This window comes from Pseudomonas sp. S3_B08 (assembly GCF_054667725.1).
Genome location: NZ_CP162750.1, coordinates 2107208 through 2127433, shown reverse-complemented (window position 1 = coordinate 2127433; position 20226 = coordinate 2107208). Strand labels below are relative to the sequence as shown.

At 59.5% G+C, this 20226-nt stretch carries 22 protein-coding genes, 1 tRNA gene and 1 pseudogene; 6 read left to right on the top strand and 18 right to left on the bottom strand.

Annotated features, from left to right (window positions below):
* Positions 1-15: 15 nt before the first annotated feature.
* The 5 genes from phnE to AB4N73_RS09710 all read right to left on the bottom strand — a co-directional run bounded on the left by phnE (position 16) and on the right by AB4N73_RS09710 (position 3814).
* A complete protein-coding gene (gene phnE / locus AB4N73_RS09730) occupies positions 16-783 on the bottom strand; it encodes a phosphonate ABC transporter, permease protein PhnE (protein ID WP_095180157.1) in 768 nt (255 codons plus the stop codon).
* The gene (locus tag AB4N73_RS09725; protein ID WP_024013147.1) at positions 780-1607 is read right to left on the bottom strand and encodes a PhnE/PtxC family ABC transporter permease; all 828 of its coding nucleotides are present in this window, start codon (positions 1605-1607) and stop codon (positions 780-782) included. The genes phnE and AB4N73_RS09725 overlap by 4 nt, the downstream gene beginning before the upstream one ends.
* Positions 1601-2398 carry a phosphonate ABC transporter ATP-binding protein gene (locus AB4N73_RS09720; RefSeq protein ID WP_150635120.1) on the bottom strand — a complete coding sequence of 266 codons (798 nt, stop codon included), beginning with the start codon at positions 2396-2398 and terminating at the stop codon, positions 1601-1603. Before AB4N73_RS09720 ends, AB4N73_RS09725 begins: the two co-directional genes overlap by 7 nt.
* Positions 2395-3258 carry a putative selenate ABC transporter substrate-binding protein gene (locus AB4N73_RS09715; protein WP_041480134.1) on the bottom strand — a complete coding sequence of 288 codons (864 nt, stop codon included), beginning with the start codon at positions 3256-3258 and terminating at the stop codon, positions 2395-2397. Before AB4N73_RS09715 ends, AB4N73_RS09720 begins: the two co-directional genes overlap by 4 nt.
* A gap of 157 nt (positions 3259-3415) precedes the next feature.
* Positions 3416-3814, bottom strand: coding sequence for a RidA family protein (locus AB4N73_RS09710; protein WP_041480136.1), 399 nt, complete (start codon positions 3812-3814; stop codon positions 3416-3418).
* A gap of 113 nt (positions 3815-3927) precedes the next feature.
* On the opposite strand from AB4N73_RS09710, the gene AB4N73_RS09705 reads away from it, so the two are divergent.
* The 3 genes from AB4N73_RS09705 to AB4N73_RS09695 all read left to right on the top strand — a co-directional run bounded on the left by AB4N73_RS09705 (position 3928) and on the right by AB4N73_RS09695 (position 7226).
* A complete protein-coding gene (locus tag AB4N73_RS09705) occupies positions 3928-4821 on the top strand; it encodes a LysR family transcriptional regulator (RefSeq protein WP_056789579.1) in 894 nt (297 codons plus the stop codon).
* A gap of 118 nt (positions 4822-4939) precedes the next feature.
* Positions 4940-6100 (top strand): radical SAM protein, encoded by a 1161-nt coding sequence (locus AB4N73_RS09700; protein WP_150635122.1) that lies wholly within the window; start codon positions 4940-4942, stop codon positions 6098-6100.
* A gap of 115 nt (positions 6101-6215) precedes the next feature.
* On the top strand, positions 6216-7226 hold the full coding sequence (locus AB4N73_RS09695) for a GlxA family transcriptional regulator (protein ID WP_460143338.1): 1011 nt from the start codon (positions 6216-6218) through the stop codon (positions 7224-7226).
* 220 nt (positions 7227-7446) lie between these two features.
* Here the strand turns inward: AB4N73_RS09695 and AB4N73_RS09690 are convergent, their stop codons facing one another.
* Positions 7447-8481, bottom strand: coding sequence for an alpha/beta fold hydrolase (locus AB4N73_RS09690; RefSeq protein WP_256810031.1), 1035 nt, complete (start codon positions 8479-8481; stop codon positions 7447-7449).
* 307 nt (positions 8482-8788) lie between these two features.
* On the opposite strand from AB4N73_RS09690, the gene AB4N73_RS09685 reads away from it, so the two are divergent.
* Positions 8789-8863 (top strand) — tRNA-Gln (locus tag AB4N73_RS09685).
* A 113-nt stretch (positions 8864-8976) separates the two neighbouring features.
* Here the strand turns inward: AB4N73_RS09685 and AB4N73_RS09680 are convergent.
* Complete coding sequence (locus AB4N73_RS09680; protein ID WP_150740958.1) at positions 8977-10965, bottom strand: peptidase U32 family protein; 1989 nt, start codon at positions 10963-10965, stop codon at positions 8977-8979.
* Positions 10966-11189: 224 nt separating this feature from the next.
* Between AB4N73_RS09680 and AB4N73_RS09675 the strand changes: the two genes are divergently transcribed.
* Entirely contained in the window at positions 11190-11666 is a 477-nt protein-coding gene (locus AB4N73_RS09675) for a hypothetical protein (RefSeq protein WP_460095265.1), read from the top strand.
* A gap of 165 nt (positions 11667-11831) precedes the next feature.
* Here the strand turns inward: AB4N73_RS09675 and AB4N73_RS09670 are convergent, their stop codons facing one another.
* Complete coding sequence (locus AB4N73_RS09670) at positions 11832-12212, bottom strand: RidA family protein (protein WP_024013136.1); 381 nt, start codon at positions 12210-12212, stop codon at positions 11832-11834.
* A 215-nt stretch (positions 12213-12427) separates the two neighbouring features.
* On the opposite strand from AB4N73_RS09670, the gene AB4N73_RS09665 reads away from it, so the two are divergent.
* Positions 12428-12841 (top strand): cupin domain-containing protein, encoded by a 414-nt coding sequence (locus AB4N73_RS09665; RefSeq protein ID WP_076562631.1) that lies wholly within the window; start codon positions 12428-12430, stop codon positions 12839-12841.
* A gap of 12 nt (positions 12842-12853) precedes the next feature.
* Here AB4N73_RS09665 and AB4N73_RS09660 read toward each other — a convergent pair whose 3' ends face one another.
* From AB4N73_RS09660 to AB4N73_RS09615, 10 genes and pseudogenes are all read right to left on the bottom strand, one after another.
* Positions 12854-13090 (bottom strand): hypothetical protein, encoded by a 237-nt coding sequence (locus AB4N73_RS09660; protein ID WP_353954814.1) that lies wholly within the window; start codon positions 13088-13090, stop codon positions 12854-12856.
* Between the two features lie 11 nt (positions 13091-13101).
* Positions 13102-13359 (bottom strand): DUF6555 family protein, encoded by a 258-nt coding sequence (locus AB4N73_RS09655; protein WP_236169089.1) that lies wholly within the window; start codon positions 13357-13359, stop codon positions 13102-13104.
* Between the two features lie 232 nt (positions 13360-13591).
* Entirely contained in the window at positions 13592-14143 is a 552-nt protein-coding gene (locus tag AB4N73_RS09650; RefSeq protein ID WP_041480149.1) for an ATP-dependent Clp protease proteolytic subunit, read from the bottom strand.
* Between the two features lie 376 nt (positions 14144-14519).
* A pseudogene (locus AB4N73_RS09645) lies at positions 14520-14636 on the bottom strand (con-10 family general stress protein); the annotation flags it as partial.
* 309 nt (positions 14637-14945) lie between these two features.
* Positions 14946-15176 (bottom strand): hypothetical protein, encoded by a 231-nt coding sequence (locus AB4N73_RS09640; RefSeq protein ID WP_076562638.1) that lies wholly within the window; start codon positions 15174-15176, stop codon positions 14946-14948.
* A gap of 161 nt (positions 15177-15337) precedes the next feature.
* Positions 15338-16375, bottom strand: a complete 1038-nt coding sequence (locus AB4N73_RS09635) for a DNA topoisomerase IB (RefSeq protein WP_056789610.1) — start codon at positions 16373-16375, stop codon at positions 15338-15340.
* Positions 16376-16446: 71 nt separating this feature from the next.
* A complete protein-coding gene (gene modC / locus AB4N73_RS09630; RefSeq protein WP_256810029.1) occupies positions 16447-17526 on the bottom strand; it encodes a molybdenum ABC transporter ATP-binding protein in 1080 nt (359 codons plus the stop codon).
* A gap of 3 nt (positions 17527-17529) precedes the next feature.
* On the bottom strand, positions 17530-18210 hold the full coding sequence (gene modB, locus AB4N73_RS09625) for a molybdate ABC transporter permease subunit (RefSeq protein WP_460143337.1): 681 nt from the start codon (positions 18208-18210) through the stop codon (positions 17530-17532).
* Complete coding sequence (modA, locus tag AB4N73_RS09620; protein WP_423662071.1) at positions 18211-18978, bottom strand: molybdate ABC transporter substrate-binding protein; 768 nt, start codon at positions 18976-18978, stop codon at positions 18211-18213.
* A gap of 133 nt (positions 18979-19111) precedes the next feature.
* Positions 19112-20176, bottom strand: coding sequence for an NAD(P)H-dependent flavin oxidoreductase (locus tag AB4N73_RS09615; protein WP_460143336.1), 1065 nt, complete (start codon positions 20174-20176; stop codon positions 19112-19114).
* Between the last annotated feature and the right edge of the window lie 50 nt (positions 20177-20226).

The following is a 20226-nucleotide window of genomic DNA, read 5'->3' as shown; positions in this document are numbered from 1 at the left end:
AGATATCCACTCGGCCTACGCTTTGACCCAACGCTGCCGGCTCCAGGCGCTCAACCAATCGACCAGAAACACCAGCAACAGCATCGCCAGAATCACCGTACTGGCCTGGGCTTCCTGGAACAGACTCAAGCTGACATACAGCATCTGGCCCAGGCCGCCAGCACCGACAAAGCCCAGCACGCTGGCCATGCGGATGTTGTTTTCCCAGCGATACAGGCAGTAGGCGAGCAGTTGCGGGGCAAGGTTAGGCAGGGTGCCGTAGCAGAACGCGAGGATCGGATTGCCGCCCTGCAAACGGATCGCCTCGGCCGGTTGTGGCGGAGTGTTTTCCAATGCTTCGGCAAATAGCCGACCGAGCACCCCAGTGGTGTGCAGGGCAAGGGCGAGGGTGCCGGCGTTCGGTCCGAGACCGGCGGCAAGCACCATCAGCGCCGCCCAAACCAGCTCTGGAATCGCCCGCAAGCCGTTGAGCAGCAGGCGCGCCGCACTTTGCAGCGGCCAGCCGAAACGCCCGGCAGCGGGCAGCGCGAGAACGATGCCGAACAGTGCCGCAAGCAGGGTGCCCAACGCGGACATGGCCAGTGTTTCCAGCGAACCGTGGGCAATGGCTTTCAGGTAACCGGCGCTCAAGTCGGGACTTAGAAAGCGCTGCACGTAACTGCCCATCTGCTTGAGGCTATTGGCGCTGCCGAGTTCGGCGAGATCCAGTTCCAGATAAGCGAAGGAAGCGAACACCGCAAATGCGATCACGACGATCAGCAGCAGGTTGATCAGGCGCCTCATGTCAGCCTCCAGCGCAGCAAGCGGCTGAGTTGATCAGCGCACAGCACCAGGAGCAGGAACGTCAGCAACATGCTGGCGACTTCACCGCCGGCAAACATGCGGATCGACAGATCGATCTGTTGCCCCAGCCCACCGGCACCGACAAAGCCCATCACCACCGAGGCACGGATCGCGCACTCCCAGCGATACACCGTGTACGAGAGCAGTTCGGCGGCGACATTCGGCAACGTGCCGTAGGCAAACGCCGCCAGTCGACCGCTGCCGGCCTGCAACAATGCGTGCGCCGGGCGCTGGTCGGTGGACTCGAATATCTCCGCGTAAACCTTGCCGAGCATACCGCTGTAGGTGATGGCGATGGCCAACACGCCCGCCGCCGGGCCGAGGCCAACGGCACGCACAAACAACAGCGCCCAGACGATCTCCGGCACGCTGCGCAAAAAGATCAGCAAGCCGCGTACCGGCCAGCGCAGCAAGCGCCCGGGCAGGCTCGGCACGCCGCCCCGTGACGCCGCCGAGAGCGACAACGCGCGACTGGCGATCAGGCTTGCCGGCACTGCCAGCAGCAACGCCAGGGCCATTCCCGCTGTGGCAATCGCCAGGGTTTGCAGGGTGGCTTTGAGCAACAGTTGCAGGAACGCCTGATCGTGCGCCGGCGGCCAGAATGCCGAAACAAAACGGCCCATTTCGTTCTGGCTATCGGCCTGAAACAGCACGCCCAGGTCCAGCTCGCTGAGCTGAATGCCCGGCCACAGCAGGGCCAGCGCCAGCAGCGTCAGCAACAATCGCGGCCACGCCGCCGGGTCCCGTGAATCGGCTTTCAGCATCGCGGAATCTGCACAATCAAAGGCGCGACCGCCGGCGCAGGCGATTGCAGTTGTTCATTGGCGTACAGCGCATCGAGTTTGTCGCGACTGACTTGATCGGATGGGCAATCGAAAAGAATCTGCCCGTCGCGCAAACCGATGATCCGTGGAAAGTGCGCCAGCGCCAGATCCACCGCGTGCAGGCTCGCCACCAGCGTGACGTTGTGCTCGCGGGCGTGACGCGAAAGGATCGACAGCGTATGGCCGGCAAGCACCGGGTCCATGGCCGAGACAGGTTCGTCGGCAAGCAATATTTCCGGCGCCTGATACAGCACTCGCGCAATGCCGACGCGCTGCAATTGCCCGCCGGACAACTGCTGGCAATGGGCGAACAGTTTGTCGCCCAGATCCAGCCGCGCCAACGCCGCGCGAGCGCCCGCCACATCCAGTGGATGCAGCAGGTTCAGCAGACTTTTGCCCAGACTCCACTGACCGAGCTTGCCGGCCAGCACCGCCGTAATGACCCGCTGACGCGGCGGAATCGGCGGCGCCTGATGCACCAGGCCGATGCGCGCACGCAGGCGCTGCCGCTGGTGCGCCGACAAGTGCCAGGCGCGTTCGCCAAGCACTTCGATGTCGCCACTGCTGGGCTTGAGCGCGGTGGCCAGCAGATTGAGCAGGCTCGACTTGCCAGCGCCGGACGGGCCGATGATGGCGACCTGTTCGCCAGCGCCAATCTGCACGTCGATGATACGAAGGGCATCGACGCCATTGGCATGGCGCAGGCTGCCCTGGGTGAGGCGTAGGGTCATTTCAGCAGTTCGGCGGCGCGGGCGGCTTCCTCGATGCCCTTGTAGTTCTCGGGCTTGGTCTCGATGAAGCGACTGGCGGCCTGCAGATCGAGGATCTTCTTCTGCTCAGGATTGGCCGGGTCGAGGTCGAGGAAGGCTTGCTTGATCTTCGCGGCCAGCTTCGGATCAAGGGTGCCGCGCACGGTCCAGTTGTAATCGAAGTAGGTCGGCGTGGTGGCGAAGACTTTGACCTTGTTGGTGTCGACCTTGCCGGCGTCGACCAGTTTCTGCCAGACGCTGGCGTTCAATACACCAGCGTCGACCTTGCCGGCCTGCACCCAGGCAACGGTGGCGTCATGCGCGCCGGAGTAGGCGACACGGCTGAAATAGCCTTCAGGCTTGATGCCGTCGTTCTTCAGCATGAAGTAACGCGGCATCAGACTGCCCGAGGTGGACGACACCGAACCGAAGGCGAAGGTCTTGCCCTTCAGGTCGGCGAGGCTTTTCACGTTCGGGTCGGCGGTGATGAATTTGCTGGTGAACTGCGCATCCTGTTCGCGCTGCACCAGCGGGATCACTGGTGTAGTGGCGTCGGTCTTCAAACGAGCCTGCACAAAAGTGAAACCGCCGAGCCAGGCCATGTCGAGGCGATCGGTGGCCAGCGCTTCAACCACCGCCGGGTAGTCGGCGACAGGCACAAACTGCACCTTCATGCCCAACTGCTGCTCAAGATAGGCACCCAGCGGTTCGAACTTGCGCAGCAGCTCGGTCGGGGCTTCGTCGGGAATCGCGCTGACGCGCAGGACATCAGCGGCTTGCGTCATCAGGGCAGAAAAGGACAGCGCCAGACCGGCGGTGAGGGCGAGGGTACGCTTGAACATAGAATTCTCCGTTTCGTAAGCGTCAACATTCGAAGGGCAGCCGCTACCGGGCGGCGCGCCACGTCAGGGTAGACGAAACGGCGAGGTTATACGCATTCGCGAGGAGATTGGCCAGCCTCCGTGCCGGCGCGGTGTGTCTGTTTGTGTACGGTTGCGGTCAAGCCGCTTCCGGCAGTTTGGCAATCACCTTGATTTCAAAATCGAAACCCGCCAGCCAGGTCACGCCGACAGCGGTGATGGTCGGAAACGGCGCTTCGCCCCAGAACTCCGGCACCACAGTCCAGATCGTTTCGAACGTCGAGTGCGGATCGACCATGAACACGGTGACATCCACCGCATCATCGAAGCTGCAACCGGCCGCAGCGAGGATCGCGTTGAGGTTGTGGAAGGCGGTGCGCACCTGATCGCGCAGATCGGCCTCGGGCGAGCCATCCTCACGGCTGCCGACTTGTCCGGAGACAAACAGGAAACCGTTGGAGCGAATCGCCGGCGAGTAACGGTGACGTTCATACAGGGCGTGGCGGGCGGGTGGGAACACTACATCGCGCTTGGACATGGGGCTGACTCCATCAGTGGTTGATGGAGTGACTTTAGGTATTTGCAGCTGCTGGATAAACGCGCAAGCTTGGCGTTCACTGTTTGCAAATTCCAAACAATCGAGGGGCGCGGATGGACCGGTTCGATGCGATGCAGGCCTTTGCCCGGGTGGTCGAGGCGGGCAGTTTCACCAAAGCTGCCGAAACCCTGCACATGAGCAAGACCACGGTGACGCAACTGGTGCAGCAGCTGGAGGCGCGGCTGCGGGTCAAGCTGCTCAATCGCACTACGCGCAAGGTCAACGTCACCGCCGATGGTGCGGCGTATTACGAGCGGGTGATCAAGTTGCTGGCCGACATGGACGACGCCGAAACCAGCCTTCCCGGTGCCGCCGCACGGCCACGGGGGCGCTTGCGCATCGACGTGCCGAGCCCGTTCGCGCGGCACATTCTGGTGCCGGCGTTGCCGGAGTTTCATGCGCGCTACCCGGACATCCAGATCGACATGGGCGTCAGCGACCGCATCGTCGACATCATCGATGAGAACGTCGATTGCGTGGTGCGCGGCGGCGAATTGCTCGATCAATCGCTGATGGCGCGCAAGCTCGCCGATCTACCATTGGGGGTATTTGCCGCGCCGGCTTATCTGGCTCGCGAAGGTACGCCCGACCATCCACGCGAACTGGAAGACTCCCATCATCGGGTGGTCGCGTTTCTTTGGGCTCGCACTGGTAAACCTCTTCCGTACACGTTGCACAACGGCACCGAGCGCTTGCAGATCAAGGGCCGGCATGTGCTTGCGGTAGATGACGGCAATGCCTATCTGGCGGCGGGACTGGCGGGCATGGGGGTGTTGTGGTTGCCGACGTATATGGCCGATGCGCATGTCGCGCGCGGCGAGCTCGTGCCGTTGTTTGAGGGCTGGCGCCTGGAAAGCATGCCGCTTTACGTCGCGTATCCGCCGAACCGGCATGTCAGCTTGAAATTGCGGGTGTTTATCGACTGGATTGTGGCGTTAATGGCGTAGGGTTCTGGTGCGCTTATTGCTTTACGTGAAGGCAGGTCGTCAGAAAAACAACCAACCCGGCGACCCGAACGTGCTCGTGATGAGAGGCGCACGTTCGACCCAAGGAGCTATGCGCGTAATGAATATGTACATCGATATCGTCGGCGCCTGCAATCTGAGCTGCCCGTCATGCCCGATGGGTAATTCGGAAAATGCCAATTTCAAGAAAGCCATGCAGCTCGAGATGTTCACGCAGATTGTCGACAAGGCACGGCGTGAAGGGGTCAAGGCGATCTTTTTGTACAACTGGACCGAGCCGTTGATTCACCCGCGCATCGGTGAGTTCGTCGAAATCATTAACGCTGCAGGTTTGCAAAGCGGCATCAGCTCCAACCTTAACCTGGCCAAGAACATTGAAAGCGCGATGCTCGCCAATCCCTGGTTCTTCCGTGTCTCCCTGTCCGGGTTCCACCAGGATACCTACCGCCAAGGGCATGTCGGCGGCGACATCGAAGTGGTCAAGCAGAACATGATCAAGCTGCATGACCTCAAGCAGCGTCACGGCCTGAATACGCTTATCGAGGTCTATTACCACCGCTATCTGGATAACCTCGAAGAAGAGGGGCTGATGCGCGAGTTCAGCGAGCGCCTGGGTTTCAATTTCTCCACCGGCTACTCGGTGATGATGCCGCTGGAAAAAACCTTCGCCATCGTCGAAGACGATGCCTCGGTCACCGACACGGACCGGGAAACCCTCAAGCGCCTGGCGTTGCCACCGTATGCAGACCTGGTCAATCTGGTCAAGCAATACCCCAAACAGGCGTGCACCCTGAAAGATGATTGGCTGGTACTCGATTGCAATGGCAATACCGTGCTGTGCTGCACGATTTTCAATCAGGCGGAATACAGCGTCGGCAAGTATCTGGACATGCCGGTACAGGAATTGATGAGTCGCAAATCCACGCAAAAGAACTGCGTGGACTTGTGCAACCGCTGCGCGAAGAACGGTCTGCACATCTACTCCGCATCGCCCAACAAGGGGCCGCTGGAAAGTCATGCGGTCAATCGCATCATCGACTTTCAACGACGCACGATTCTCGAACAGCCGATCGATAGCGAACGTCTGGGCCGTACAGGTGAAGTCAGCGCCGAGCACTTCGATGAGGAGCAATATTTGCGCCTCAATGCCGACGTAAAGACTGCAATCGCCACAGGCGCCTTCTCCAGTGGCTATCAACACTACGTCCTGTTTGGGCGTCTCGAAGGGCGGCTCGGGGCGGGGTTGAATACGATCGTTTGAGATACCCGGGGCGACGGCCATGGGTTGTTTGAAGGTGTGGCCCGATGACGTGATTGACTCTTTACCGGTTCCGGCCAACTATCGGCGCACAACAATGTGACCGATGGATTGAAACTTGACCGAACGACGCCAATTCAGCGGAGGCATGAAGGGGAAAAACCTCCGCTATCTGAATGAGCACAGCGATAACGCGCAGTTGACGCGCACCGGCTTTCTGCTGCTCGAACACTTTTCGCTACCGGCCTTTACGCAGACGCTGGACGCCGTGGTGACTACCAATCTGTTGCGCCCGGGGCTGTTTACCTCGCGCACCTTCGGGCTGGGTGAGGGCGAGGTCATCAGCGACCTGGGGCTGGTGATCCGCCCCGATGCGCGTCTGGACTCAGCAGCGCTCGAGGAATTGGATCTGCTGGTGGTCTGCGGCGGTTATCGCACTGAACTGCGAGCGAGCGATGGGTTTGTGCACTTGCTCAAACTCGCGGCGGAGCGGGGCGTCAGTCTGGCCGGGTTGTGGAACGGTTCGTGGTTTCTCGGGCGTGCCGGGTTGCTCGACGGCTACCGTTGCGCGATTCACCCGGAACATCGCCCCGCGTTGACGGAAATTGCCAAGGCTACGCACGTCAGCAGCGAGCCTTATGTGATCGACCGCGACCGGCTCACCGCGTCGAGCCCATCGGGGGCTTTCCACATGGCGCTGGACTGGATCAAAGGCCTGCACGGCAAGGCGCTGGTCGAGGGTGTCGAGGACATTTTGGCGTTCGAGGAATCGCGCTACCGGCGAATCAAACCGGATGAAAACATCTGCGTCAGCGCGCCGTTGCGGGAAGTGATCAAGCTGATGGACGCCAACCTCGAAGAACCGCTGGAGCTGGAACAACTGGCGGTCTACGCCGGCCGCTCACGGCGCCAGCTCGAGCGCTTGTTCAAGGAACAACTGGGCACCACGCCGCAGCGCTACTATCTGGAACTGCGCATCACCGAAGCACGGCGCCTGCTGCAACACACCGAGCTGTCGCAGGTGGAAGTGCTGGTGGCGTGTGGTTTCGTTTCACCGAGCCATTTCAGCAAGTGCTACAGCTCGTATTTCGGTTATCGGCCTTCGAAGGAAAAACGGCTGGTTAAATAGATCGACCGGTGCAATCCCCAAAAACCCTCACCCCAGCCCTCTCCCAGAGGGAGAGGGAGCCGACCGAGGTATCTTGCGCTGTACATCGACCTGAAAGATGGGCGTCGACTTTGGATTCAATACAGCGCTTTCAGGTCGGCGTAAATCTCGAATATCCCCCAATCAGTTCCCTCTCCCCTCCGGGAGAGGGCTAGGGTGAGGGGTATTGAGGGCGGGTCTGTCAGAGACGATCAGCATCGATTACAGCTTGCGCAAACGCCGCCGGGCTTTCCTGGGGCAAATTGTGCCCAACCCCACCCTCAATCAACCGGAACTGATATTTCCCGGTAAAACGCTTGGCATAGTCCTCAGGCTTGGGATGTGGCGCACCATTGGCGTCGCCTTCCAGGGTAATCGTCGGCACGCTGATCGAAGGCGCAGTAGCCAATTTTTCTTCCAGCGCGGCATATTTCGCCTCGCCCTGCACCAGGCCCAGCCGCCAGCGGTAGTTGAACACGGTGATTTCGACGTGATCGGGGTTCTGCAACGCTTGGGCGCTGCGGTCGAAAGTGGCGTCGTCGAACTTCCACTGCGGCGAAGCCAGCTGCCAGATCAGTTTGGCGAAGTCGTGGGTGTTCTTTTTATAGCCGGCACGGCCGCGTTCGGTGGCGAAGTAGAACTGGTACCACCACTGCAATTCGGCTTTCGGCGGCAGCGGGTTCTGCCCGGCGGCCTGGTTGCCGATCAGGTAGCCGCTGACCGCCACCAACGCCTTGACGCGCTCTGGCCACAATGCTGCGACGATGTCCGCCGAACGCGCGCCCCAGTCGTAGCCGCCAAGCACTGCTTGCTTGATCTTCAGCGCATCCATGAAGTCGATCACGTCGCTGGCCAGCGCCGCCGGTTGGCCGTTGCGCAGGGTGTTTTTGGACAGGAACTGCGTGTCGCCATAACCGCGTGCATACGGCATCAGCACGCGGTAACCCTTGGCCGCGAGCAGTGGTGCGACTTCGTCGTAGCTGTGAATGTCGTAGGGCCAGCCGTGCAGCAGAATCACCACTGGGCCATCAGCGGGGCCGGTTTCGGCGTAGGCCACGTCGAGCAAGCCAGCCTTGATGTGCTTCAGCGGGCCGAAGGGCGAGGGCGCGGAATAGCTGACGGCGGCGGGTTCTGTGGTTTGCGCCTGAGCGCTGCCGACGGCGCCGAACAGTGACAGTGCCAGGACTGACAAGCCGAGCGCGGCGGTGATTTTAGAGGTGTGAAGAGCCTGTTTCATACTGACGTCTCCTTTGCGAGCCTGTGGCCAAGGGGCTGGATGAACCCTTGAAACCCTGGGTGCATTGAAGCGTGGCGAGGTATCTGCTCTGTGTCGCCAGAGAGCGTTTTTGCATTGGGTTGTGTAGCAGCGGGGCGCGTACACAGTGTGATACATGGCGATGAAACGGTGAGTTTTCGCGCGAAAATAATAAGTGGCTGTTTTAAAACAAAAAAAATTTTATTTCGGGCTTCCCAAATGAAATGAATGTTGTTAAATTGCGGCCCGTTCTCACAGCGATCCTAACGGAGCCGCTGATCAGAGCTACAGGGGCGTCGCCAAGCGGTAAGGCAGCAGGTTTTGATCCTGCCATGCGTTGGTTCGAATCCAGCCGCCCCTGCCATCTACGAAAAAACGCCAACTTCGCAAGAAGTTGGCGTTTTTTTATGCCTGCGATTTACCGCGCTCGAGCCAGGCATGCGTGCGCGATGCCGAAGCACCGCGCACGCCGGTCACTCAGTGCGGTGCGCGCGGGATGGTTTTCATCAGGTCTTCAGGGCTGATGTGGCCGACCACGCTGCCCGGCTGCGGCAGGTTCAGAATGTGGCCTTTCATCTTGCCGATGATGTGCATCTCGCACGGCTTGCAATCGAACTTCAACGTCAGCACTTCATCGCCGTGGATCAACTGCATCGGCGCGACCTTGGTGCGCACGCCGGTCACGCCTTTGGCCTGTTTCGGGCACAGGTTGAAGGAGAAACGCAGGCAGTGCTTGGTGATCATCACCGGCACCTCGCCTGGCTCTTCGTGAGCTTCGTACGCCGCGTCGATCAGCTTGACGCCGTGACGGTGGTAGAAGTCGCGGGCCTTCTGATTGTAGACGTTGGCGAGGAAGGTCAGGTGCGAATCCGGGTACACCGGCGGCGGCGTGGTTTCGGCCTTGCGGCTGCCACGCGGATGCGCGGCGACACGCGCCGCAGTCAGCGCTTCGATCACTTCGCGACGCAGCGACTTGAGCTGCGAGTTGGGAATGAAGAACGCTTGCGGCGCATCCAGCTTGACGTCGGTGGCGTGGTACTGCGTGGTGCCGAGCTGACCAAGCAGGTCGCGCAGTTGCTCCAGCGCCTGCTCCGGCTTGTTGGCAACGCCGAACGGCCCGTTGAGGGTGACGCTGGCGCTGATGCCTTCTTCGCTGGTCGCGGTCACTTCCAGCTGTTCTTCACGCAGACGAGCGAACCAGCTCAGGGCCACGCGACGTTCCGAAGAAGTTTTCTGCAACGCCTGCTGCCAGTTGTGATCGAGGTTGCGATTGAGCGGGTGGCTCGGACGCAGCTTGAACAGGCCCTCGGGCATTTCGTTCGGCTCGACGCGGTAGCGGTAGCGCTTCTCGCCGTCTTCTTCGAACTCGCCTTTGGCCTCGGCGATGTTGGCGCGGAAACCGACCACTTCGCGCTTGACCAGCACGTTCAGGCCGTCGCCGTTGGACAGCGGCTCGTGAGTGACAACCTGCATGTCACGCTTGCCGACTTTTTCCACCGTGCCGACCGGCAGCCCGGTGAAGGTTGGCGAATCGAAGGCGCCGATGTCGATCTTGCGATCGGTGACGAAGTAATCGGTGCTGCCACGGTGGAAGGTCTTTTCCGGGTCGGGCAGGAAGAAATGCACGGTGCGGCCGCTGGAGGCGCGGGCCAGGTCAGGGCGGTCTTCGAGCACGTCGTCCAGACGCTGGCGGTAATAGGCGGTGATGTTCTTCACATAGCCCATGTCCTTGTAGCGACCTTCGATCTTGAACGAACGCACGCCTGCTTCGACCAGCGCGCGGATGTTGGCGCTCTGGTTGTTGTCTTTCATCGACAGCAGGTGTTTTTCGTAAGCGATCACGCCACCCTTTTCGTCTTTCAAGGTGTACGGCAAGCGGCAAGCCTGGGAGCAGTCGCCTCGGTTGGCACTGCGGCCGGTTTGCGCGTGGGAAATATTGCACTGGCCGGAGAAGGCCACGCACAGCGCGCCGTGGATGAAGAATTCGATGGCCGCGTCGGTTTCATCGGCGATGGCGCGGATTTCTTGCAGGTTCAGCTCACGGGCCAACACCAACTGCGAGAAACCGGCCTGATCGAGGAACTTCGCTCGCTCGAGGGTGCGGATGTCGGTCTGGGTCGAGGCGTGCAGCTCGATCGGCGGAATGTCCAGCTCCATTACGCCCAGATCCTGAACGATCAGCGCATCGACGCCGGCGTCGTACAACTGATGGATCAGCTTGCGCGCCGGCTCCAGCTCGTTGTCGTGCAGGATGGTGTTGATGGTGGTGAAGATGCGTGCGTGGTAACGGCGGGCGAACTCGACCAGTTCGGCGATTTCGCTGACTTCGTTGCAGGCGTTGTGGCGTGCGCCGAAGCTCGGGCCGCCGATGTACACGGCGTCAGCGCCATGCAGGATGGCCTCGCGGGCAATGGCGACATCGCGGGCAGGGCTGAGCAATTCCAGGTGATGCTTGGGCAAGGACATAGTTTTTTTAGTCAGGCGGTCACGGGCAAGGGGCGCATTGTACCTGTGAAACACTTGGGCGGCATCAGCGTGCCGATATCAGGTACGAAGGACCTAGCACAATACGAGGCAATGCATAACTGTAAAGACTGTCAGTTGTCCGCCCGCGTCCAAAGCGTGAACATCAGGTGGGAGCGGGAAAGTCGCTCTGGCCTATATCACGCAAGACATTGGAGATTAATATCATGAAAGGTAATAACGCCTTCGCGACGATTGGTATCTCGGATTTCGCGTCGTTTAAACCGCGTCCTCGCAAGACGGCCGAAGTGTATTACAAAGCGGTCGTGTCACCCGATCATCCGGGCATAGGCAAGCCAATATTCTCCGCTACTCGGCATCTTTATTTCGGCACAAAAGAGACGTTTAGCGTTATTGGTCAATATTTTACGGACGAGGTGGGTGAGATCATTTCATTTGTGATAGATCGCTCCCTTACGGACGGTACGCATGAAATTGGCGGGTTCGGAAGCCCTGTCGCGGGATTGATGACTATGTCGCATGAAATCTTATATGCGAAAACAGGAACAATAGAGTTTGCTCGCAAACACGAAGAAGGCATCGATTCGATTACGGCAACATTCAATTTTGAAATCGAGCACCGCGGGCAAACATACCGGGTATCAGAAGGTAAACTGTTTGTTGTAGCTAGCGGTCCACTTTAAGTTTTGTGGATAGACCGTTGACGCCAATTCGCTCAACGGGCGAGCCAGCGCTTGCCAAACGGCCCCATCCTGGTGGCTGCTGTGTTTGGCGCGCGCCCTTGAGTATTTCACTGCGTGTGTCGCACCCCGGAATCGTGGCGGCAGCCTACGCAGTATTTCCGCAAATCAGCCCTTGGCCGCCATCGCCGTCACTTCCACACGCATCCCTTCAACCGCCAGCGAGGCGACGCCCACCGCTGCCCGCACTGGCCAAGGCTTGGCGAAATAGCGTTTGTACACTTCATTGAAAGCCCCGCGATCGCCCATGTCGGTGAGGTAAATGGTCAGGTGCAGCACCCGGTCCATCGAACTGCCAGCACGTTCCAAGGCGACTTTCAGCGCCTGCAGCGTGCACTCGCTTTGCTCGGTGATGCCGCCGAGTTCCAGGCTGCCATCGGCGCGGGTCGGGATTTGCGTCGAGACCATGATCCCGCCAAAGGTGGCGACGTCGGAAGAAATCGAATCGGTGTCCGGATCAGGCGTGAAGATGATGTCTTGATTGGCCATGGGCAACTCTTGTTTGAGTGAATGAAGATTGCGGCAGTTTACAGATTCTTTCCCACCATGGCCCGGACGGGGACCGCGACACGTTTGTATAAGCGTGTATCAGCCCTCAGCGGATACACACGGCAACACCAAACTGCGCTTTCGAGACACATCCGCCTTACATGCAAAGCCCAAAGTAGCCCTCACACCAACACTACGTTCAAGAGGGCACCACCATGTACCGTCCACTGTTTCTGGCTTCTGCCGTTGTCTTCGCCTCCCTTGCCGGTTTCGCCCATGCGGCGGATGCACCGGCGACGAGTTGGCAGAAAGGTCTGAGCCGTACTGATCTGGTTCGCCAGGATCTCGGCGCTGACAATCGCGAAGTGATTCAGGCGCGTATCGATTTTGATGCTGGCGTCACTTCGCCTCGGCATGCTCATCCCGGTGTGGAAGTGGCCTATGTCATCAGCGGCACGTTCGAGTATCAGCTTGAAGGGCGGGCGCCGGTGATACTCAAGGCCGGTGATTCGTTGTTCATTCCGGCGGGCGTTGCGCATGTGGCCAAAAACGTCGGCAACGAGAAAGGCGTCGAACTGGCCACTTACGTCGTCCCGAAAGGCGAACCGCTGCTGATCCTCAAGCCATGAGGCGCCAGTCCGCTATTTCGAGCGCGGCTTGCTCATCGCGCGCTTGATGCGCATCCAGTCCTGATAGGCCGCCGTTCGCTTGGCGTCGGCCAGGGCTTTTGCTTCGCTGAAGCGAGCCCAGTCCTCAGGACTGTCGGCGTCATGCTCAATGATTCTGTAGGCCGCCTCTTCCAGCAGGTCGGCCTCGCGGAACATCGCGGCGTTTTCTGCCATCTCGTCATCCCACGATCGGCCGAAACCGAATTTCAACGTGTGCTCATTCATTTTGCCTGATCCTCCTCCCACACCAGAGGCACCGACTCGCGCCATTGCACCCCGCTCACGCCAAAGCGCTCCGCCATCGGTTTGGAAAAACGTTTCAATGGAGGCCTACCGGGGCGGGGGATGGGCGCGATTCCTGCGTCGCAACTTGCCCACTGCCACGCTTCGGCGTTGTTCATGTTTTTTGTGCGAATGACGAATGACCTGGGCTTTCCATGTAACAGGTACTCGATCACGTACAAGTCCACTGCGCTCATACATTTCCTCCGGCTGTTAAAAAGAGGGATGTCTGGCGAAATGAATAATTCAGAGAAAATTCTTTTGGCTGGGATGACCGGCATACGCCGCTTGTTTTGCGTTATACCGCCCGTTGGGGCGTGTACAAGTTGAGGCGCCAATGCACTACATGATCTTGTAATGTCGCTGCTCAGAGTGGCGATCTGAATAGAATGAAACGCATCTAAAACGGCGCGTTATTCAGGAGGGGCTTCAGGAGTAAATGCATGAGCAGACAAAGTCTGCGTGAATCTCGGTGTCTTCAACCGCTGTGATCAGCCCTGCATGCAAAGCTTCTTCAGGATTGATAATGCGCGGAGCCGCTGTCAGGTATTTCTCTGTCTCCAATGCATTTTTCCCGTTACTGGTACGCTCGGCGACAATCTGCGCGTACAGATGCAAGTCGTAATCCAGGCTCATGGCATATTCCGACATGCGCGAATGATCAACCGCTCCCTGCAAGTGCCAATGAAAAGGGTGAAACAGAAACTTGCTATGAGTGCACGCAGTGCGGCGCTGGCCGGCGAGGAAAACGATATTGCCCATCGACTCGACCGTTCCCAGGTTATGCGTGTGTACCGGGACGGGCAGCGCCATCAGAAAGTTGTACATCGTAAAACCGTAACTGCATTCGCCACCCATGGTAGCGATGTTCAGAATCAACCTGGGGGCATCTTCCTTTACCGCACGCGAGGCTCTATCAATCAGCTGACCGCAGGTTGAAGCATTGATAGGGCCGGTAAAGTTAATCACGTGAACAGGCATGGCAATTTCCTCGACGGGCCGGGGCTCTGCGAACGGGCTCTTTGCGCAAGGACTGGTGCCCGTGAGTCAGGAGCAGCGTTCGTACGTTGGCGTCGTTTGCGTTTCTCGAGAGTTTTCAGAGTCAACGTTCAACTGCCTGCGCTCGTAACATTCATGTTGGGCACGATCGCTGTGCTGCGGGTGGCCTGGTTCTCTTTCAATGCACGAAGACCCAGCGTCGTCCGGCAGTTTCTCCGGGGAGCTGCGCGTCGCTTCTGCTACAACTTCAGCGCCTTCGTGTTGGTGTAACTGGCTTGGAGGCGTATGTGTGGAGGTGTTCATCTTTGCGCTCCGTCGAATATTACAAGGGCAGCGAGGCTGCCCTTGTATTGCTCATTTACGACTTGCGACCTCCACTGTGGCTGGATTGTCCGCCTTTGCGACCAGCCTCGGATGCTTTTTCACGATCGTTGGCGAAGTTGCCGCCAGACTGTCCGCCTTTTTTTCCGGACTCTTGCATCTTGTCACGATCGTTGCCGGCGTTACCTGTATTTTTATTTCCGGTGGTCATGATAGCTCTCCGATATCTATTAACGTTTCGCTAGTGATGTCCGTTTTCGTCATGGACACCTACTTCGATTACATATCGGTTCACGGTGTTTTGATTTTTTTTAATTGATCCGATGAGCGGTGCCTGCACTTTCAACTTGTATCGGCCAGTAGTGCATATATAACTAAAAGGGCTACGCTCAATCGCATTGGATAATAAAGAAAAACACTTACACCGATGCCGAGCCGGTTGTTGAAGTTAATTGAACCTCGACTATCTGAATCGTGGCAACGGCCGATCAATTGGCTTGAGCGTCGAAAGCGTATCGCGAATCAGCGGCGTATCTTTCTCGATGTCGTGCAGTCGATCGCGGATGCGCAGTGCTGTCGGATGCCCGCCTTGATGATCAACCCAGTCGGCGATCTCTTTGCAGGCGGCTGCCAGGCGCGCCTGGCGGGCGTCGAGCAGGGTGAGGAGGGTGGTGATGGACTCTTTCTCGGACATGAAACACCTCCGTTCGCTGAAACGGCTGAGTTGCAACAAAAAGCCCGCATGGCGCGAACCTTCAGATCAACTATAGAAGCCCTGCGCGATCGTGCAAAAAATACCCGGCTCAGCTCATCGGCAAATCTTGTAGGAGTGAGCCTGCAGGGGGTTTGTGCGACTCAGGACGCCTCGCTCACCTCACACATCCGCTCGAGAAACATCGCCAAGGCTACTTCCTCAGCGCGCAGGCCTTTGCGCACTCTCGGGCGGGGCAGTTCGGCGAGCGCGCCGAGCATGAAATGTTCGAGCACCGCAGGGTGGATGTAGCATTTGCGGCACACCGCTGGCGTGTTGCCCAGCTGTTTGGCGACGTTCTTCACGGCTTCGACCACATGGCGCTTGGCCTCGGTTTCCGACTCATGCTGCAGCTCGCGCAGCACTGCCAAAGCCAATGCGCTGCCCGCCCAGGTGCGGTAGTCCTTGGCGGTGAATTCAGCGCCGGTGAGCTTTTGCAGATAGGCGTTTACGTCGGAGGAGGTGACAGTGTGCCGTTCGCCGTGTTCATCAAGGTACTGAAACAGGTTTTGCCCGGGAATCTCCAGGCAGCGCTTGATGATTCGCGCCAGACGCCGATCCTTGACGGTGATCTGGTGCTCGATGCCGCTCTTGCCACGGAACTGGAACAGGATCGCGCTGCCATTGACCTCGACATGCCGGCTGCGCAACGTGGTCAGGCCATAAGAGCGATTGTCCCGCGCATATTGGGTATTGCCGACGCGGATCAGCGTGGCGTCGAGCAAGGTGATGACCGTGGCCATGACCTTGTCGCGGCTGAAGCCCGGGGCGTCGAGCAGCGCCTCAAGCTGGCGCCGCAGTTTGGGCAGGGCCAGGCCGAATTCGCGCAGGCGCGAGTATTTGTCGGCGTCGCGCACTTCGCGCCAGCGTGCGTGATAACGGTATTGCTTGCGCCCGCGCGCATCGCGGCCGGTGGCTTGCAGATGACCGCACGGGTCGGCGCAGATCCACACATCGGTGTAAGCCGGCGGCACCGCGAGGGCATTGATGCGTTTGATTTCGTCCGGATCGCTGATGCGCTGGCCCGACGGTTCGAAATAGACGAACTTGCCGCGCAGTTTTTTCCGGGTGATACCAGGCTGAGTGTCATCGACGTAATGCAGATCGGCGGGCAGGGCATCTGTCAGCACGGTATCGGGCATGGCGGTTTCCTTCGGTCATACGGCAGTCTGTAACTGATTGACCGCAGTCGCTGGCCGTCGTGCCGAATGATTTACGCGAGCACCGCCACTGCCTTGATCTGCGCCCACAGCCGCTGGCCCTGGTGCACGCCCAATTGGTCACGCGAGAAGCGGGTGATCCGCGCCAGCAGCGGCGTGCCGCCCGCATCGAGGCGGATCAGCACATGGGCACTGTTGTCAGCGGCCTGTTCGCTGATGACGGTAACGGGCAGACGATTGAGAATGCTGCTGGCTGCATCGTTGTTCAGCGCCAGGCTGATGTCACGGGCGTGCACCTTGCAGCGCAGGGCTTGGCCCACGGCCATCGGCGCGTGGGTGACGCGAATGTTCATTTCGGTAGCTGGCAGTTGCAGGCTGAGCAATTGATAGGTGGCGTCGTAGGCGCTGACCTGACCTTCGATGATCACCCCGGCGTCATCACCCATTGCCAAGGGCAGATCCAGGCGTGCGAGGGTCTCACCGATCGGGCCGCTGGCGAGGGCTTTGCCGTCACGGAGCAATACCAGATGATCAGCCAGACGCGCGACTTCATCCTGGGCATGGCTGACGTACAGCAGCGGAATATCCAGTTCGTCGTGCAGGCGTTGCAGGTACGGCAAGATTTCGCTCTTGCGCCGGCTGTCGAGAGCCGCCAGTGGTTCGTCCATCAGCAGCAGTTTCGGGCTGGTCAGCAGGGCGCGGGCGATGCCGACGCGCTGTCGTTCGCCGCCGGACAGATGCTGCGGGTGACGCTCAAGCAAATGGCCGATGCCGAGCAGTTCGGTCGCTTGGTTGATATTGACCCGGCGTTGCGACTTGGCGATGCGTTTGAGACCAAACTCCAGATTGGCCAGCACCGACAGATGCGGGAACAGGCTGGCTTCCTGAAACACGTAGCCAAGCGCACGTTTATGCGGCGGTACGAAGATGCCGTTGGCGCTGTCCTGCCAGATCTCGTCATTGATCTGCACAAAACCCTGCTCGGCGCGCTCCAGCCCGGCGATGCAGCGCAGGCAAGTGGTTTTGCCCGAGCCGGAATCGCCAAACAGCGAAGTGACGCCCCGGCCCGGCACTTGCAGATCAACATCCAGTTCGAACCCCGGATAAGTGCGTTTCAGGCGTACATCAATCATCGATCAGCTCCAGCCTGCGCGGGTTTTGCGGCTGGAATACAGCGCCAGCAACACCAGAAACGAGAACACCAGCATCGCCCCGGACAGCCAGTGCGCCTGGGCATATTCCAGCGCTTCGACGTGGTCGTAAATCTGCACCGAGACCACGCGGGTCTTGTCGGGAATGTTGCCGCCGATCATCAGCACCACGCCGAACTCACCGACGGTGTGGGCAAAACCGAGGATCGCTGCGGTGATGAAACCGGGGCGCGCCAGCGGCAGGATCACGCTGAAGAACGTGTCCCGGGGATTGGCGCGCAACGTCGCGGCGACTTCCAGCGGGCGGGTGCCGATCGCCGAGAATGCGTTTTGCAGCGGTTGCACCACGAAAGGCATGGAGTAGATTACCGAGCCGATGACCAGCCCGGTGAAACTGAACGTCAGCGTGCCCAGCCCCAGCCATTGAGTGAACTGGCCGAGAAAACCGTGCGGCCCCAGCGCCAGCAACAGATAAAAGCCGATCACCGTCGGCGGCAGCACCAGCGGCAGGGCGACGATGGCGCCAATCGGGCCGCGCAACCACGACGAGGTGCGCGACAGCCATAACGCGATCGGCGTGCCGATCACCAGCAGAATCACGGTGGTCAGCGACGCCAGTTTCAGGGTCAGCCAGATCGCGGCGAAGTCGGCACTGGTCAGCGACATTTACAGTTCATATCCGAAGGATTTGATCACCGCAGCGGCTTTCGGGCCTTTGAGATAATCGATCAGGGACTTGGCAGCAGCGCTGTCCTTGCCTTTGTTCAAGATCACCGCGTCCTGTTTGATCGGATCATGCAGGGTGGCCGGAACAATCCATGCCGAGCCGCTGCTGATTTTGCCGTTCTTGAAGATTTGCGACAGCGCCACAAAGCCTAGTTCGGCGTTGCCGGTGGAGACGAACTGGTAGGCCTGAGTAATGTTCTGGCCTTCGACGATTTTGCTTTTCGTGGCTTCGCTCAACTGGAGTTTTTCCAGCACCTGGGTGGCGGCGAGACCGTATGGCGCGGCTTTCGGGTTGGCGATGGACAAGTGCTGGTATTGGTTGGTTTTCAGCACGTCACCCTGTGCATCCACATAACCTTCTTTTGCCGACCACAGCGCCAGGGTGCCAATGGCGTAGGTGAAGCGCGAGCCTTTGACGGTTTCGCCTTCCTGTTCGAGTTTTGCCGGGGTGCTGTCGTCAGCTGCGAGAAACACTTGGAAGGGCGCGCCGTTTTTGATCTGGGTGTAGAACTGGCCGGTTGCGCCGTAAGCAGCAACCAATTTGTGCCCGGTGTCTTTTTCGAAATCGGCAGCGATGGCCTGGATTGGCGCGGTGAAATTGGCGGCGACCGCCACTTGCACTTCGTCAGCCTGCGCGGCACCGATGCTGAAAAATGCGAGGAATGAGGCGAGACAGGCAGGGGCGAGGCGTGTGGCAGCAAGTGTCATGTAAAGGCTCCGTGATCGGCATTGAATGCTTTGCTTTGGATAACGCCGATACACGGGCGCAATCGCTGTATACGGAAATATATAGCGATACGCCGCCAAGTGGCGAGGGATTAAATCCGCTCGCCGCGTAAATTCAATGACGGTTGAGTTTCGCCAATGCGCCCTCGGCGAGTTGCCGGGTCAGTTCAGCGCTACCGATATCCTTGCCCAACGTCAGCGCCTGACCGGCCCACAGATTGGCAAAATCGGCGTCATCCTTGGCTCGCAGCGGCATCAGCGCGCCGCCGGCCAACGGAAAGGCTGGCGCTTGCGCTGACATCGGGCCGAGTTCACGCATCGCCCGATTGACAATGCCCCGCGCCGGACGTCCGGTGAAAATGTTGGTGATGGCGGTCTGGCTTTCCTTGGCGGTGCGCAGGGCCTTGTGGTGCGAGGCGCTGACCTTCGCCTCCGGGGTAAACAGAAACGCCGTGCCGACTTGCACCGCCGAGGCTCCGAGCATCAACGCGGCTGCAACGCCTCGGGCATCGCTAATCGCACCCGCCGCAATCACCGGCACTTTCACCGCGTCGACCACCTGCGGCACCAGTGCAAAGGTGCCGACCTGGCTGCTCAGATCATCGCTGAGAAACATCCCGCGATGCCCGCCCGCCTCATAACCCATGGCGATGATCGCATCGCAGCCGTGTTGCTCCAGCCAGATCGCTTCTTCGACCGTGGTGGCAGACGAAAGGATTTTCGCCCCGGTTGCCTTGACCCGATCAAGCAGATTTTTCTCCGGCAACCCGAAATGAAAACTCACCACTTCGGGGCGGAATTCTTCGAGCACGGCACACGCAGTCTCGTCGAAAGGAGCACGGTTGGACACCGGCGTCGGCGCCTCGAAATCGGCACCGAGTTCGCGGTAGTAAGGTTCGAGCAGATTTTTCCAGTCCCGGGCTCGCTGCTCATCAGGCGCCGGTGGCTGATGGCAGAAGAAATTGACGTTGAACGGCTTGGTGGTGTGCTGGCGAATCGTCTTCAGTTCTTCGCGCAGTTGCTCGATGCTCAGCATCGCTGCCGGCATTGAACCGAGGCCGCCGGCATTGCACACGGCAATCACCATCGAAGAATTGGTCGCACCGGCCATCGGGCCTTGGATGATCGGCAGTTCGATACCGAGAAGATCAAGGATGCGGATGTCTGGCCACTGGCTCATATAACGAATCTCCGAACGATGAAACGGGCAGGGACGGCAAGCGGTTTTAG

Excerpts from the sequence above, each read along its gene's own strand:
- AB4N73_RS09690 (WP_256810031.1), bottom strand. The coding sequence starts at position 8,481 with ATGAAACAGGCTCTTCACACCTCTAAAATCACCGCCGCGCTCGGCTTG.
- AB4N73_RS09715 (WP_041480134.1), bottom strand. The coding sequence starts at position 3,258 with ATGTTCAAGCGTACCCTCGCCCTCACCGCCGGTCTGGCGCTGTCCTTT.
- modA (WP_423662071.1), bottom strand. The coding sequence starts at position 18,978 with ATGACACTTGCTGCCACACGCCTCGCCCCTGCCTGTCTCGCCTCATTC.
- AB4N73_RS09650 (WP_041480149.1), bottom strand. The coding sequence starts at position 14,143 with ATGCCTGTTCACGTGATTAACTTTACCGGCCCTATCAATGCTTCAACC.
- AB4N73_RS09710 (WP_041480136.1), bottom strand. The coding sequence starts at position 3,814 with ATGTCCAAGCGCGATGTAGTGTTCCCACCCGCCCGCCACGCCCTGTAT.
- AB4N73_RS09635 (WP_056789610.1), bottom strand. The coding sequence starts at position 16,375 with ATGCCCGATACCGTGCTGACAGATGCCCTGCCCGCCGATCTGCATTAC.
- AB4N73_RS09655 (WP_236169089.1), bottom strand. The coding sequence starts at position 13,359 with ATGAGCGCAGTGGACTTGTACGTGATCGAGTACCTGTTACATGGAAAG.
- AB4N73_RS09720 (WP_150635120.1), bottom strand. The coding sequence starts at position 2,398 with ATGACCCTACGCCTCACCCAGGGCAGCCTGCGCCATGCCAATGGCGTC.
- phnE (WP_095180157.1), bottom strand. The coding sequence starts at position 783 with ATGAGGCGCCTGATCAACCTGCTGCTGATCGTCGTGATCGCATTTGCG.
- modC (WP_256810029.1), bottom strand. The coding sequence starts at position 17,526 with ATGATTGATGTACGCCTGAAACGCACTTATCCGGGGTTCGAACTGGAT.
- AB4N73_RS09700 (WP_150635122.1), top strand. The coding sequence starts at position 4,940 with ATGAATATGTACATCGATATCGTCGGCGCCTGCAATCTGAGCTGCCCG.
- modB (WP_460143337.1), bottom strand. The coding sequence starts at position 18,210 with ATGTCGCTGACCAGTGCCGACTTCGCCGCGATCTGGCTGACCCTGAAA.
- AB4N73_RS09670 (WP_024013136.1), bottom strand. The coding sequence starts at position 12,212 with ATGGCCAATCAAGACATCATCTTCACGCCTGATCCGGACACCGATTCG.
- AB4N73_RS09725 (WP_024013147.1), bottom strand. The coding sequence starts at position 1,607 with ATGCTGAAAGCCGATTCACGGGACCCGGCGGCGTGGCCGCGATTGTTG.
- AB4N73_RS09680 (WP_150740958.1), bottom strand. The coding sequence starts at position 10,965 with ATGTCCTTGCCCAAGCATCACCTGGAATTGCTCAGCCCTGCCCGCGAT.
- AB4N73_RS09640 (WP_076562638.1), bottom strand. The coding sequence starts at position 15,176 with ATGTCCGAGAAAGAGTCCATCACCACCCTCCTCACCCTGCTCGACGCC.
- AB4N73_RS09615 (WP_460143336.1), bottom strand. The coding sequence starts at position 20,176 with ATGAGCCAGTGGCCAGACATCCGCATCCTTGATCTTCTCGGTATCGAA.
- AB4N73_RS09705 (WP_056789579.1), top strand. The coding sequence starts at position 3,928 with ATGGACCGGTTCGATGCGATGCAGGCCTTTGCCCGGGTGGTCGAGGCG.
- AB4N73_RS09675 (WP_460095265.1), top strand. The coding sequence starts at position 11,190 with ATGAAAGGTAATAACGCCTTCGCGACGATTGGTATCTCGGATTTCGCG.
- AB4N73_RS09665 (WP_076562631.1), top strand. The coding sequence starts at position 12,428 with ATGTACCGTCCACTGTTTCTGGCTTCTGCCGTTGTCTTCGCCTCCCTT.